The 12908-nt window shown below is 69.2% G+C and carries 13 protein-coding genes and 1 riboswitch; of the genes, 6 read left to right on the forward strand and 7 right to left on the reverse strand.

Annotation, left to right across the window (positions count from 1 at the left end; genetic code table 11):
• Positions 1-5: 5 nt before the first annotated feature.
• Positions 6-2429 (forward strand): serine/threonine-protein kinase PknG, encoded by a 2424-nt coding sequence (locus tag F5X71_RS34035; RefSeq protein ID WP_167465664.1) that lies wholly within the window; start codon positions 6-8, stop codon positions 2427-2429.
• Positions 2430-2453: 24 nt separating this feature from the next.
• Here the strand turns inward: F5X71_RS34035 and F5X71_RS34040 are convergent, their stop codons facing one another.
• Both F5X71_RS34040 and pta read right to left on the reverse strand, forming a co-directional pair.
• Positions 2454-3662, reverse strand: a complete 1209-nt coding sequence (locus tag F5X71_RS34040) for an acetate kinase (protein ID WP_167465665.1) — start codon at positions 3660-3662, stop codon at positions 2454-2456.
• A 102-nt stretch (positions 3663-3764) separates the two neighbouring features.
• Positions 3765-5837 carry a phosphate acetyltransferase gene (gene pta / locus F5X71_RS34045; RefSeq protein ID WP_167465666.1) on the reverse strand — a complete coding sequence of 691 codons (2073 nt, stop codon included), beginning with the start codon at positions 5835-5837 and terminating at the stop codon, positions 3765-3767.
• On the opposite strand from pta, the gene F5X71_RS37560 reads away from it, so the two are divergent.
• Together F5X71_RS37560 and F5X71_RS34050 are read left to right on the forward strand one after the other, a co-directional pair.
• Complete coding sequence (locus F5X71_RS37560; protein ID WP_275106759.1) at positions 5836-5964, forward strand: hypothetical protein; 129 nt, start codon at positions 5836-5838, stop codon at positions 5962-5964. The genes pta and F5X71_RS37560 overlap by 2 nt on opposite strands.
• A gap of 22 nt (positions 5965-5986) precedes the next feature.
• Positions 5987-6493 carry a nitroreductase family deazaflavin-dependent oxidoreductase gene (locus F5X71_RS34050; RefSeq protein WP_167465667.1) on the forward strand — a complete coding sequence of 169 codons (507 nt, stop codon included), beginning with the start codon at positions 5987-5989 and terminating at the stop codon, positions 6491-6493.
• A 39-nt stretch (positions 6494-6532) separates the two neighbouring features.
• On the opposite strand, the gene F5X71_RS34055 is transcribed toward F5X71_RS34050, so the two are convergent.
• On the reverse strand, positions 6533-6970 hold the full coding sequence (locus tag F5X71_RS34055; RefSeq protein WP_167465668.1) for an RpiB/LacA/LacB family sugar-phosphate isomerase: 438 nt from the start codon (positions 6968-6970) through the stop codon (positions 6533-6535).
• A 67-nt stretch (positions 6971-7037) separates the two neighbouring features.
• Between F5X71_RS34055 and F5X71_RS34060 the strand changes: the two genes are divergently transcribed.
• Both F5X71_RS34060 and F5X71_RS34065 read left to right on the forward strand, forming a co-directional pair.
• Positions 7038-7676: a type 1 glutamine amidotransferase family protein gene (locus F5X71_RS34060; RefSeq protein ID WP_167465669.1), complete on the forward strand. Its 639-nt coding sequence runs from the start codon at positions 7038-7040 to the stop codon at positions 7674-7676.
• Between the two features lie 69 nt (positions 7677-7745).
• A complete protein-coding gene (locus F5X71_RS34065) occupies positions 7746-8195 on the forward strand; it encodes a MarR family winged helix-turn-helix transcriptional regulator (RefSeq protein ID WP_167465670.1) in 450 nt (149 codons plus the stop codon).
• A gap of 56 nt (positions 8196-8251) precedes the next feature.
• Here the strand turns inward: F5X71_RS34065 and F5X71_RS34070 are convergent, their stop codons facing one another.
• On the reverse strand, positions 8252-9007 hold the full coding sequence (locus tag F5X71_RS34070) for an HAD-IIA family hydrolase (RefSeq protein WP_167466953.1): 756 nt from the start codon (positions 9005-9007) through the stop codon (positions 8252-8254).
• Between the two features lie 309 nt (positions 9008-9316).
• Here F5X71_RS34070 and fgd point away from each other — a divergent pair, with 309 nt between their 5' ends.
• The gene (fgd, locus tag F5X71_RS34075) at positions 9317-10327 is read left to right on the forward strand and encodes a glucose-6-phosphate dehydrogenase (coenzyme-F420) (protein WP_167465671.1); all 1011 of its coding nucleotides are present in this window, start codon (positions 9317-9319) and stop codon (positions 10325-10327) included.
• A 93-nt stretch (positions 10328-10420) separates the two neighbouring features.
• Here the strand turns inward: fgd and F5X71_RS34080 are convergent, their stop codons facing one another.
• The 3 genes from F5X71_RS34080 to F5X71_RS34090 all read right to left on the reverse strand — a co-directional run bounded on the left by F5X71_RS34080 (position 10421) and on the right by F5X71_RS34090 (position 12793).
• Positions 10421-11635: an O-succinylhomoserine sulfhydrylase gene (locus tag F5X71_RS34080; RefSeq protein ID WP_167465672.1), complete on the reverse strand. Its 1215-nt coding sequence runs from the start codon at positions 11633-11635 to the stop codon at positions 10421-10423.
• 61 nt (positions 11636-11696) lie between these two features.
• The gene (locus tag F5X71_RS34085; protein ID WP_167465673.1) at positions 11697-12113 is read right to left on the reverse strand and encodes a rhodanese-like domain-containing protein; all 417 of its coding nucleotides are present in this window, start codon (positions 12111-12113) and stop codon (positions 11697-11699) included.
• 53 nt (positions 12114-12166) lie between these two features.
• Positions 12167-12283, reverse strand: a riboswitch (SAM riboswitch).
• Positions 12284-12346: 63 nt separating this feature from the next.
• Complete coding sequence (locus F5X71_RS34090) at positions 12347-12793, reverse strand: hypothetical protein (RefSeq protein ID WP_167465674.1); 447 nt, start codon at positions 12791-12793, stop codon at positions 12347-12349.
• Positions 12794-12908: the final 115 nt, after the last annotated feature.

Below are 12908 nucleotides of genomic sequence, written 5' to 3' on the forward strand. Positions count from 1 at the left end.
CGCGGATGAACGCCTCCGACGACCCCGCCATCGACGCGAACGAGCACACCGCGACACCGCGCGGTTCGACCGCCGCCTCCGATGTGACGGTGCACTCGCACCGCACGCCGGAGCCGAATGCCAAGGCAGGCAAGGCGAATTCGGCCTCGGGCCCCGATGCCGAGCCGCCGCACACCGAGCTGGCCAGGTCCGAGAGCCGACCCGCGGCCAAGTCCGCAGCGGCCGCGGAAACCGTTGTCGGCGTCGGCAGGCCCAATTCGGAGCCGAATTCGGCGGCGACCATGCGCACCTCAGGGCGCAGCTTCCGGACCGCGCGCTCGCGGCCTACAGTGCGCAGGCTCGGTGGCGGGCTGGTGCCCATCCAGTCCATCGCGCCGGCGGACCCGCGCGCCGCGGTGCTGACCGATCCGGTGGTCTCGGAGGGCAGGCGGTTCTGCTGGCGCTGCGGCAGCCCGGTCGGCCGGGCCACCGCGACCCGACCCGCGGTCACCGCGGGCACCTGTGAAACCTGTTCCGCCCCTTACGATTTCCGACCATCGCTGCACGAGGGCGACATGGTGTCGGGCCAGTACGAGGTGCAGGGCTGCATCGCGCACGGCGGGCTCGGCTGGATCTATCTGGCGATCGACCGCAACGTCAGCGACCGCTGGGTGGTGCTCAAGGGCCTGCTGCACGCGGGCGACGCCGAGGCCCAGGCCGTCGCCGTCGCCGAGCGCCAATTCCTCGCCGAGGTGGCCCATCCCAGCATCGTGAAGATCCACAACTTCGTCGAGCACACCGACGACGACGGCGCGTCGATCGGCTACATCGTGATGGAGTACGTCGGCGGGCGATCCCTGCGCGACATACTCAACTCCTACGACCGGCCGCACCGGATGCCGGTCGCCGAGGCGATCGCGTACCTGCTCGAGATCCTGCCCGCGCTGGACTATCTGCACACCATCGGGCTGACCTACAACGATCTCAAGCCCGACAACATCATGGTCACCGAGGACCAGGTCAAGCTGATCGATCTGGGCGCGGTCGCCACCATCGAGTCGTATGGAAACCTCTACGGCACCAGGGGATTCCAGGCCCCAGAGATCGCCAAGACCGGGCCTACCATCGCCTCCGACATCTACACCGTCGGACGCACCCTCGCCGTGCTGACCCTCGAGATGCCGATGGAGCAGGGGCGCTATCTCGACGGCATCCCGGACCCCGCGGACCATCCGCTGCTCGAGCGCTACGAGTTCTTCCACCGCCTGCTGCTGTGCGCCACCGATCCCGAACCCGACCGCCGATTCCCTTCCGCCCGTGCGATGTCGGCGCAGCTGTCGGGGGTGCTGCGGGAAATACTGGCGCTGGACACCGACACCGAACACCCACAGCTCTCGACGGTGTTCAGCCCGCCGCGCGGCAGCTTCGGCACCGAAGAACTGATCAGCCAGACCGACGCCTACGCCGACGGCAAGGCCCGCAGCAAACAGCTCGACGCCCGCGAAGTCGTTGCGGCACTGCCCACTCCGCTGCTCGATTCGGCCGACCCGTCGGCGCCGCTGCTCGCCGCCGCCGTGCATCCGGAGCCCGAGCAGTCGCTGGAGGCGCTGCGGACCGCGCGCGAACGCGCCGAATCCGACCCCGGCAACGCCCCGCAGACCTTGGATCTGGAGCTCGCGCTCGCCGAGGCACGGGTGCGGCTCGACCTCGGCGAGCCGGACGAGGTGCTGCGGTTGCTCGCGCGCCTGCCCGACAACGATTGGCGCGTCGACTGGTATCGCGGTCTGGCGCGGCTGCTCGGCCTGGACTATGAGCCCGCCTTCGCCAGCTTCGACGCGGTGCTGCGGGTGCTGCCCGGCGAGATCGGGCCCAAGCTGGCCTTGGCCGCCACCGCGGAATTGATTCTGCAGCAGTGGGATTCGCCGGACCCCGAGCAGTGGCGCCGCTACGCCGAGAAGTTCTACAACACCGTGTGGCGCACCGACCGCGCGGTGGTCAGCGCCGCGTTCGGCCTGGCAAGGCAGCTGGCCGCGGACGACCGGGTGACCGACGCGGTGCACGCCCTCGACGAAGTGCCCGCCGCGTCAAGGCATTTCACCACCGCGCGGATGACCGCGGTGCTGTTGCTGCTCACCGCGGCACCGGTGGCCGAGCTGGACGAGGCGACGCTGCACATCTCGGCGTCGCGGATCGCGAGCCTGCCACCCGGCGAAGGCCGCGCGGTCCAGATGCGCGTGCTCGTGCTCGGCGCCGCGCTGGCCTGGCTGCAGGCGGGCAACACCCCGAAGCGACCGGATGCCACGCTCTTCGGCGCCCCGTTCACCGAACGCGACCTGCGCATGGGCACCGAGGCGGGCCTGCGCGCCCTGGCCCGCAGCGCACCGGGCCGCAACCATCGCTACGCCCTGGTCGACCTGGCGAACGCGATCCGCGCCAAAACCTGGGTGTGAGCGGTACCGGACTGCTCTGCGCGCCTAGTGTTCGGCGGCGACCCGGTGCGCCGCGCGGGCGATCGCGAGTTCTTCGTTCGTCGGGACCACGAGCACCGCGACCGCGGCGTCCGGCGGTGAAATACGCCGGGCGGTCCGCTCTTTCGCGGTATTCGCGGCCGGATCTACCTCGATGCCGAAGCCGGACAGACCCGCCAGGGTGTCGGCGCGCACCTGCGGGCTGTTCTCGCCGACCCCCGCGGTGAAGGTGATCGCGTCCACGCCGCCCAGATCCACCAGGTAGGCGCCGAGGTAGCGCCGGAGCCGGTGGATGTAGACGTCGTAGGCCAGGCGTGCCGCGCCGTCACCGTTGTCGATGAGGCGCCGCAGCTCGCGGAAGTCGTTGACACCCGACAGACCCTTGATGCCGGAATCCCGGTTGAGCAGGGCGTCTATCTGGTCGATGTCCATCCGCGCCGAGCGCACCAGGTGCGCGATGATGCCGGGATCGAGGTCGCCGGACCTGGTCCCCATCACCAGCCCCTCCAGCGGAGTGAGTCCCATCGTGGTGTCGACCGGACGGCCACCGCGGATCGCCGACGCCGAGGCGCCGTTGCCGAGATGGAAGACGATCTGGTTCAGCTCCGCCGGATCACGGCCGAGCAGCTCGGCGACCTGACCGGACACGTACTCGTGCGAGGTGCCGTGGAAGCCGTACTTGCGGATGCCGTGCGCGGCAGCGACTTTCGCATCGATCGCGTAGGTCTTCGCGGCGTCGGGCAGCCCGTGGAAGAACGCGGTGTCGAACACCGCGACCTGCGGCACGCCGGGCAGCAGGGTCCGCGCGCTCTCGATACCGGCGACGTTGGCCGGGTTGTGCAGCGGGGCAAGCGAAGACAGCTTCGAGATCGCCGCGACCACCGCGTCGTCGATCAGCGTCGGCCGATAGAACACCTCGCCACCGTGCACCACCCGGTGCCCGACCGCGCGCACCCCGGCCTCGGCCAGGTCGTGCCCGGTCTCGGCGAACATGTCGAAGACCAGCCGCAGCCCGGCGGTGTGATCGGCGATGGGGCCGCGGTGGTCGGTGGTCGCGCCGTCGACGTGATGCTCGATCCCGCCGTCGTCCTCGCCGATCCGCTCGACCATGCCGGCGGCGCGCACCGCGCTCGACTCCGGGTCCAGCAGTTGGTATTTGATGGACGAGGAGCCGGAATTGATCACCAGCACCGAGTCGTCGGCAGCCGTACTCATGACTCCACCTCTGTTCCTCGGGCGCTCCGTACACTCCCGGCAACCACCGGCGTCGGGCCGCTGTTCCGCGTCGGGCGCCCGCTGTGGCCGAGCAGACACATCTCAGTCCCCTTGCGCCTGAATCGCGGTGATCGCCACCGTGTTGACGATGTCGGCGACCAGCGCGCCGCGGGACAGGTCGTTGACCGGCTTGCGCAGCCCCTGCAACACCGGGCCGATCGCGATGGCGCCCGCGCTGCGCTGCACCGCCTTGTAGGTGTTGTTACCGGTATTGAGGTCGGGAAACACGAACACCGTCGCGCGCCCGGCCACCTCGGAGTCCGGCAGCTTGGTGGTGGCGACGGTCGGCTCGATCGCCGCGTCGTACTGGATCGGACCCTCCACCGGCAGCCGCGGCGCGCGCTCGCGGACCAGCTTGGTGGCCACCCGCACCTTGTCCACGTCGGCGCCGCTGCCGGATTCGCCGGTCGAGTAGGACAGCATGGCGATGCGCGGCTCGATGCCGAAGCGGGCCGCCGTGCCCGCCGAGGAGATCGCGATATCGGCCAGCTGCTCCGACGACGGGTCGGGCACCACGGCGCAGTCACCGTAGGCGAGCACCCGGTCGGCCAGGCACATCAGGAACACGCTGGACACCGTGGACACGCCGGGCACGGTCTTGATGATCTCGAACGACGGCCGGATGGTGTGCGCGGTGGTGTGCGCGGCACCGGAGACCATGCCGTCGGCGATCCCCTTGTGGACCATCATGGTGCCGAAATACGAGATGTCGGACATGGTTTCGCGGGCCCGCTCGACCGTCATGCCCTTGTGCTTGCGCAGTTCGGCGTATTCCTTGGCGAACTCGTCCAGGTGCCCGGAGGTGCGCGGGTCGAGCACCTGCGCCGCCGAGATGTCCACGCCCAGTTCGGCGGCGCGCGCCCGGACGGACTGCTCGTCACCGAGGATGACCAGATCGGCGATCTTGCGCTGCAGCACCCGGCCCGCGGCGCGCAGGATGCGGTCGTCGTCGCCCTCGGGCAGCACGATCCGCTTGCGATCGCTCCTGGCCCGCTCGATGAGCTGGTATTCGAACATCTGCGGGGTCACCACGCTGGTGAGCGGAACCTCGATGCGCCGCAACAACTCCGCGGCGTCAACGTGCTCCTCCATCAGCGCGAGCGCGGTATCCACCTTGCGCGGGCTACCCGCCGACATCCGCCCGCGAGTGCGGTAGGCCGCGCTGGCTGTGTCGTAGGTGCCGAGTTCGGTGGTGAGGATCGGCAGCTTCGGCTTCAGGCCGGTCATCAGCCGGGCGACGGCGGGGTGGGGCAGCATGCCGCCGTTCATGATGATGCCCGACAGCGACGGAAAGCCTTCTGCCTCATGTGCGTTCACGACGCTGAGTAGCACGTCGGAACGATCGCCCGGCGCGATCACCACGACGCCGTCGGTGAGCCGCTCCAGAATATGTTCGGCGGTCATGCCGCCGACCATGATCTTCAATGCCTCGCGTTGCAGCAATTCCTGATCGCCGCTGTACATTTCGCCGTCGATCGCGCTACACAGCTCGGCCATGGTCGGCGCGATCAGCAGCGGCACCTCGGGCAGCGACCACGAGGGCACCGCGAAACCGCCCAGCGCGGAACACACCTGGTCGAGTTCTTCCGGATCACACCGGTTGGCCACGATCGCGACCAGCTGCGCGTGCTCGAGCGAGAGTTCGTTGGCGCACAGCTCGGCCAGGTGCTTCACCTCGGCGGGCGTGCGGCCCGCGCCGCGCACCACGAGCAGCATGCCCGCGCCGAGGTTCACCGCGATCCTGGCGTTGAAGCGCAGCTCGCTCGGGCTGGCCACGTCGGTGTAGTCACTGCCGACCACCACCACCGCGTCACAGACCTTGGCCACCTCGTGGAAGCGCATCACGATCTCGCTGATCGCGGCGTCCGGATCGGCGTGCACCTGCTCGTAGGTCACCCCGATCGCCTGCGCGTAGTCGATATCGGCGGTGCTGTGCTCGAGCAGCAGCTCCAGGATGTAGTCCGGTTCGGTGGTCGAGCGGGTGATCGGCCGGAACACCCCGACCCGCGCGGTGGTCGCGCACAGCATCTGCAGCACGCCGAGGGCCACCGTCGATTTCCCGGTGTCGCCCTCCGGCGAGGCGATGTACACGGTGGATGGAGCGTGATCGGCCATGCCCGAGAGCTTAGTGAACCACCGGCTATCCGGGCTGCGGCACGAGACCGTCGTCACGAATCCGGCGAAACCCGACAGCTACGCGTTGCGCTGCCCGTCCGGTCTCGCGCGAGGGCGCGCCAGGTGACGGCGGCCGCTATAGTCCGGGCATGGTCGATCAGTTTCCGCGCCGGGAGTGGGGTTCACGCGAGAGCGGACTGTCCCGCGTAGCAAACAAATTCGCCGCGACCAAGCCCGGATCCTGGTGCATCCGCAAACTCACCCCGCTCGACCGCGCCGTGCTCGAGCGCACCGACGCGAAGTACACCGTGCTCGGCCCGATCGGCGCGCCGCTGATCCTGCTGACCACGATCGGCCGCAAGTCGGGTCAACCGCGCACCCAGCCGCTGCTGCACGTGCACGACGGTGAGGTGCTGTACGTGATCGGCAGCAACTTCGGCCAGGCCAACCACCCCGCCTGGACCGCCAACCTGCTGGCCACTCCCACCGCGACCGTCGCCATCGCGGGCGAGCGCATCCCGGTCACCGCCACCCTCGTCGATCCGGCGGACAAGGACGCCGTCTTCCGCCGCTTCGTCGACATCACGGGCGCCTACGCCGCCTACCGCGATCGCACCACCCGCGACCTGCGCATCTTCGCCCTCCGCCGGGCGTGAACCGCGGCGGTTCCTGACGTTTCGCCCGATGCGGCGCCGTCACTCGATCTCGGCGAGGTGCGCGATGTTCGCCCGGTCGCCGGGGTCGGTGCTGGGGTTCGTGCCGAACCAGGCGTCGAGGATTTCCCGCAGGGCGGCGCTCGAGGTCAGGCGCAGGCTCAGCGCGAGGACGTTGGCGTCGTTCCAGGTGCGCGCGCCCGCCGCGGTGGCCGCGTCACCGCACAGCGCGGCGCGGATACCGGCGACCTTGTTCGCGGCGATCGACGCGCCCGTCCCGGTCCAGCAGCACACGATCGCCTGATCGGCGCGGCCCTGCGCGACATCGGTCGCGGCGGCCGCGCTGGCCCATGCCCAGTCGTCGCGTTCGGTGTCCGAAAGCGCGCCGTGCAGGACCGTATCGTGCCCACGCGCGGTCAGTTCGGCCACCAGTTCCGGTGCTACTCCGACGTTCTCGTCTGCTGCCACGGAGATCCGCATACGTCCAGCTTAATTCGTCACACCCGAAACATTGACAGCATGCTGTCAATCATGACAGGATGCTGTCATGAACAAGAGAACAGTCCACGTCGCCGTCTACAACACCTTCGCCGACTGGGAGATCGGTGCGGCCACCGCGCACATCAACCGGACGCACTGGCAGCGAGAGCCGGGCACCTGGCAGACCAAGACGGTCGGGCTGAGCACCGCACCGATCACCACGCTCGGCGGCATGCACATCACGCCGGAAATGGCGCTGGCCGAGCTGCGTCCAGAGGACAGCGCGATGCTGATCCTGGCAGGCGCGGACACCTGGGACGGCGAGGAGCTCAGGCCGTTCGCACGCAAGGCGCGCGAGTTCCTCGCGGCGGGCGTGCCGGTCGCGGCGATCTGCGGCGCGACGCTCGGGCTCGCGCTGGAAGGCCTGCTGGACGAGCGCAAGCACACCAGCAACGTCCGGGAAATGCTGCTCTACAGCGGTTACGCGGGTGCGCAGCACTACGTGGACGAGGCCGCGGTGACCGACGGCGAGCTGATCACGGCCGGCGGCACGGCGCCGTTCGAGTTCGCGCGCGAGGTGCTCGGCAAGCTCGGCGTGTACGAGCCGCACGTACTCGCGGGGTGGTATCAGCTGTACGGACAGTCCGACGGCGCGGGCTGGGAGGTGCTCGCTGCCTACGACGAGCAGCAGGCCGCGGCCGGATGAGCGAGCATCGCACCGCGATCCGGCCGCCCGGCCGGATCGCGCGCACGCCCGGATCGCGAGGAGGTACAGGTGAGCAGGGATGAACAGGAACTCTTCGCGACCGCCGCGATCACGTCATTTCGGCTGAACGGCCAATTCCTCGCCATCGCCGAGGAATTGGCCAGGCCCGCCGGGCTCACCGCGGCCTGGTGGCAGGTGCTCGGCGCGGTGCTGCGGGCGCCGCAGCCGGTCGCGGGCATCGCCAGGGAGATGGGCATCACCAGGCAGAGCGTGCAGCGCATCGCGGACCTGCTGGTGGACAAGGGCCTTGCCGAATACCGGCCGAACCCCGCCCACCGGCGGGCCAAACTCGTCGCGGTCACCGATGCCGGCCTCGCGGCGGTCCGCCGCATCGACCCGCAGCACGCCGTCGTCGCGCGGCGGCTGGTCGCCGAACTCGGACCGGAGCGGCTCGCGGCGACCGTCGATGCCCTGACCGATCTCTCCGCCGCGCTGGCGGCGATCACCGAGCCGCCGTGATCGCCGGCGCGGTCGGAAGTTCGACCGCCGCAACCTGATTCGCGTGACCTACTCGCTCAGGCGAACGGGTCCTTGGTGCGGCCGACGAGATCGGCCACCGAATCGAGCACCGCGGTCGGCCGATACGGATACGCCTCGACCGAGGACCGGGTGGAGATGCCGGTGGTCACCAGGATCGTGCGCATGCCCGCCTCCAGGCCGGAGATGACGTCGGTGTCCATCCGGTCGCCGATCATCACGGTGGACTGCGAGTGCGCGCCGAGCCTGCGCAGCGCCGAGCGCATCATCAACGGATTGGGCTTGCCGATGTAGTACGGGTCGCGGCCGGTGGCGCGGGTGATCAGCGCGGCGACCGAGCCGGTCGCGGGCAGCGAACCGTCACGCGACGGGCCGGTCGGATCGGGATTGGTCGCGATGAAGCTCGCGCCGCGCTCGACCAGGCGGATGGCGGTGGTGATCGCCTCGAACGAGTAGTTGCGGGTCTCGCCGAGCACCACATAGTCGGGTGCCACGTCGGTGAGCACGTAGCCGATCTCGTGCAGCGCGGTGGTGAGCCCGGATTCGCCCACCACGTACGCGGTTCCGTTGGGGCGCTGCTCGTTCAGGAACGTCGCGGTGGCCAGCGCCGAGGTCCAGATCGACTCCTCCGGGATGTCCAGCCCGGTCTGGCGCAGCCTGGCCTGCAGGTCGCGCGGCGTGCGGATCGAGTTGTTGGTCAGCACCAGGAACGGGGTCTGGTTGGCACGCAGCTCGGCGAGGAATTCGTCGGCGCCGGGCACCAGCTGGTCCTCGTGCACCAGGACACCGTCCATGTCGGTGAGATAGGACAGGATCGGTTCATCAGTCACCAGACAATTGTCCGCTAACGGACGCGTTCGCGGGGGAAGTCGGCGCCGATGCGACCCTTCGCACAACCGGGACACGGTCTGACTATGGTCGAAGACGGCCGTTCAGGCGCGGCGCGCGGGCGTCGGATTCGCTCGGACGATCGCCGTCGCCCGGGAACGTCCCGGCGCGGCCGGCGGTTGTAGCCGGAGAGGACCGCAGCGCGCCTGCGGCCGACGACGGTGTGCGGGAATGCCCGCGCACAGGTGTGCAGCGAAGCGACAGGAGTGGCGCACATGGGTGAACTCAAGCTCGGATACAAGGCCTCGGCAGAACAGTTCGGACCGCGGGAACTGGTGGAGATCGCGGTGCTGGCCGAGGAGCACGGCCTCGACAGTGCCTCGGTGAGCGACCATTTCCAGCCCTGGCGGCACAAGGGCGGCCACGCGCCGTTCTCGCTGGCCTGGATGGCCGCGGTCGGCGAGCGCACAAAGCGGATCCAGCTCGGCACCTCGGTGCTCACCCCCACCTTCCGCTACAACCCCGCGGTGATCGCGCAGGCCTTCGCGACCATGGGCTGCCTCTACCCGGAGCGGATCATGCTCGGTGTCGGCACCGGCGAGGCGCTCAACGAGATCGCCACCGGATACCAGGGTGACTGGCCGGATTTCAAGGAGCGTTTCGCGCGCCTGCGCGAGGCCGTCGAGCTCATGCGCGCGCTGTGGACCGGCGACCGCGTCGACTTCCAGGGCGAGTACTACAACGCCGTCGGCGCGTCCATCTACGACGTGCCGAAGGGCGGCATCCCGGTCTACATCGCGGCGGGCGGTCCGCTGGTGGCCAGGTACGCAGGCCGCGCCGGTGACGGTTTCATCTGCACCTCCGGCAAGGGCATGGACCTCTACACCGAGAAGCTGATGCCCGCCGTCGCGGAGGGCGCCGCCAAGGCGGGCCGCACCGTGGACGACATCGATCGCATGATCGAGATCAAGATCTCCTACGACACCGATCCCGAACTGGCACTGGAGAACACCCGCTTCTGGGCGCCGCTCAGCCTCACCCCCGAGCAGAAGCACAGCATCACCGACCCGATCGAGATGGAGGCGGCCGCCGACGCCCTGCCGATCGAGCAGATCGCCAAACGCTGGATCGTCGCCAGCGACCCCGACCAGGCCGTCGAGCTGATCAAGCCCTACCTCGACGCGGGCCTCAACCACCTGGTCTTCCACGCTCCCGGCCACGACCAGCGCCGCTTCCTGGATCTCTTCCAGCGCGACCTGGCCCCGCGCCTGCGCGCTCTGGCCTGATCACGGACCGCCCGTACGTCTCACACCGGTGAGACGTACGGGGTGTCCGCGGGTTTCGCTGGTCCCGCCGAATCGCAGGCCGCGCTGAGGATTTCAGCCCAGAGCGTGGTCGAGGTCGGCGAGTAGGTCGTCGACGTCCTCGAGACCGACCGAGATGCGCACGACACCGTCGGTGAGACCGATGGTGGCGCGGCCCTCGGGGCCCATCGCCCGGTGTGTTGTGGTCGCCGGGTGGGTGATCAGCGACTTGGCGTCACCGAGGTTGTTGGAGATGTCGACGACGCGCAGGCGGTTGAGCACCTCGAAGGCGCGCTTCTTGGCCTCGTGCGCGGGCGCGTTGAGCTCGAAGGTGACCACGGTGCCGCCGCCGCTCATCTGGCCAGCGGCCAGCTCGTGCTGCGGATGTGATTCCAGGAACGGGTATTTCACCCAGCTGACGGCCTTGTTCGACTCCAGGAACCGCGCGATCCGCAGCGCGGACTCGGTGCAGTGCCGGACCCGCAGCGGCATCGTCTCCAGGCCCTTGAGCAGCGTCCAGGCGTTGAACGGACTCAACGCCGGACCGGTATGGCGCATCAGCGTTTTCACCGGACCCTCGATGTAGTCCTTGGCGCCGAGAATCGCGCCGCCGAGCACCCGCCCCTGTCCGTCGATGTGCTTGGTGCCGGAGTAGACCACCACGTCGGCGCCGAGCTCGAAGCCGCGCTGCAGCAGCGGCGTGGCGAAGACGTTGTCCAGCACCACCTTCGCGCCCGCGGCGTAGGCGAGCTCGCTCACCCGCCGGACATCGACCAGGGTCTGCATCGGGTTGGCGGGCGTCTCGAAGAACACCGCCTGGGTCGGCACCGACAGCGCCGCTTCCCACTGATCCAGGTCCTCGCCGTCGACGAAGACGGTCTCCACGCCCCAGCGCGGCAGGATCTCGTTGCACACCACGAAGCAGGAGCCGAACAGGCTGCGCGCGGCCACAAGCCGGTCACCGGCACCGAGCAGCGCGCCCAAAGCCGTGAACACCGCCGACATTCCGCTCGCGGTCGCGAAGCACGCCTCGGCCCCGTCGAGCAACCGCATCCGTTCCTCGAACATGGCCACGGTCGGATTGCCGTAGCGGGAGTAGACGAAATGCTCGACCTCGCCGGTGAACGCGGCCTCCGCGGCCTCGGCGCTCTCGTAGACGAACCCGGAGGTCAGATACAGCGCCTCGGAGGTTTCCTCGAAGCCCGAGCGGCGCAACCCACCTCGCACGCCGAGGGTCGCGGGGCCGACGCCGTCGGGCAGCGGCTTGTCGAACGCGCCACCGGTGATCACGACTGCCTCCCCGAGTTCGGCGCGGCGACCGGCACGCGCGCGCTACAGCACGCCGCCGCGTTCACGACTGCCGCCACGGCAGACCGAGGGCGCGCCAGCCGGAGCCGCCGCGATGCCCATGTTCGTCGAGCGGGCCTTCGAAACCCTCGAGCACGTTGTACGAGGTGTGGTAGCCCGCCGCGGTGGCGGCGACCGCCGCGCCGATGGATCGCTGTCCCGAGCGGCAGAGGAAGATCACCGGCGCCTCCGGCTTGTGTCCGTCGAGCGCGGCGACCAACTGCTCGGTGAACTCGCCGTTGCGGGTTCCGCTGCTGTCGACCCACTCGATCAGGACCGTCCGCCGGTCGATCGAGCTGGTGTCGGGCACCCCGACGAACTTCCACTCGGCCGCCGTGCGCACGTCGACCAAGACGGCATCGGGGTTGTCGCGCAACAGTTCCCACGCCTGCTGCGGAGTGATGTCACCGGCATAACTCATGACCGCACCTCACAGGCGCTCGATTCGCTGCGCTCACTCATGGGACCTCCTAGAATCCGCACTTGCCACGCACGGTTTCGACGCGCGGCCAGGTCGTCACCCGGAGCACCCCACCGCGGAGGAGGGTTGCCGACCAGTATTGCCGGGGCTTGACACTGGTTCTCATGACCTTCAGCTGAGATTGCCTGGCCATGGGTCACCGTGTCAAACGGCTGCTCACGCTGTGAGAAGGGTCAATTGCAGACCAGCCATTTGTCACCGGCTCTGGTCAGATTCCAGACGGCGGTGGCCTCGTTGCCCTCGACCTTGGTGGTGACGGTCGCCTTCGCGCGGTCACCGTCGACCATCGGGTTCTCGATTTTCGTTACCTCTACAGTCTTTCCGTCGCCGGAACGACCCGCCAGCGGTGAGCGGTCCCGATCGAAATTCGGGCAGCCCGTGCCTGGTGGGGGCACCGCGCTGGTCTGATTGCTGCCCTCGACGAAGCGGTTGACCGCGGCGGTGATCCGGTCGGATTCTGTGACATTTTTCTCAGCGGGCGAGACCACCCCGCCGATGATGATCGCCGCGAGCACGAGCACCGCGAAAACGCCCGCCGCGACGAACGGCACCACCGAGCGCCGATCGGTCTGATCGACCACGATGGGCTCGTCTTCGGTGGGTGGCTGCTGGTCAGTCATACGACTGATGATCCCTGGTCGGCGGCGTAATCCGGCGATCGGCCCCCGGCCTTGCCCGCGGCCGCGACGAACTCGCCTGCGCCACCGAAGAATCAACGCGGCGGGATCGGGTATC

Origin of the sequence: Nocardia brasiliensis (assembly GCF_011801125.1) — a bacterium.
Classification (GTDB): domain Bacteria; phylum Actinomycetota; class Actinomycetes; order Mycobacteriales; family Mycobacteriaceae; genus Nocardia; species Nocardia brasiliensis_C.

What these genes read in the sequence shown, in the direction of transcription:
- F5X71_RS34035 (WP_167465664.1), top strand. Translation starts at nt 6, where the DNA reads ATGAACGCCTCCGACGACCCCGCCATCGACGCGAACGAGCACACCGCG.
- F5X71_RS34050 (WP_167465667.1), top strand. Translation starts at nt 5,987, where the DNA reads ATGGTCGATCAGTTTCCGCGCCGGGAGTGGGGTTCACGCGAGAGCGGA.
- F5X71_RS34040 (WP_167465665.1), bottom strand. Translation starts at nt 3,662, where the DNA reads ATGAGTACGGCTGCCGACGACTCGGTGCTGGTGATCAATTCCGGCTCC.
- F5X71_RS34070 (WP_167466953.1), bottom strand. Translation starts at nt 9,007, where the DNA reads ATGGACGGTGTCCTGGTGCACGAGGACCAGCTGGTGCCCGGCGCCGAC.
- F5X71_RS34085 (WP_167465673.1), bottom strand. Translation starts at nt 12,113, where the DNA reads ATGAGTTATGCCGGTGACATCACTCCGCAGCAGGCGTGGGAACTGTTG.
- F5X71_RS34055 (WP_167465668.1), bottom strand. Translation starts at nt 6,970, where the DNA reads ATGCGGATCTCCGTGGCAGCAGACGAGAACGTCGGAGTAGCACCGGAA.
- fgd (WP_167465671.1), top strand. Translation starts at nt 9,317, where the DNA reads ATGGGTGAACTCAAGCTCGGATACAAGGCCTCGGCAGAACAGTTCGGA.
- F5X71_RS34090 (WP_167465674.1), bottom strand. Translation starts at nt 12,793, where the DNA reads ATGACTGACCAGCAGCCACCCACCGAAGACGAGCCCATCGTGGTCGAT.
- F5X71_RS37560 (WP_275106759.1), top strand. Translation starts at nt 5,836, where the DNA reads ATGCCCGAGAGCTTAGTGAACCACCGGCTATCCGGGCTGCGGCACGAG.
- pta (WP_167465666.1), bottom strand. Translation starts at nt 5,837, where the DNA reads ATGGCCGATCACGCTCCATCCACCGTGTACATCGCCTCGCCGGAGGGC.
- F5X71_RS34060 (WP_167465669.1), top strand. Translation starts at nt 7,038, where the DNA reads ATGAACAAGAGAACAGTCCACGTCGCCGTCTACAACACCTTCGCCGAC.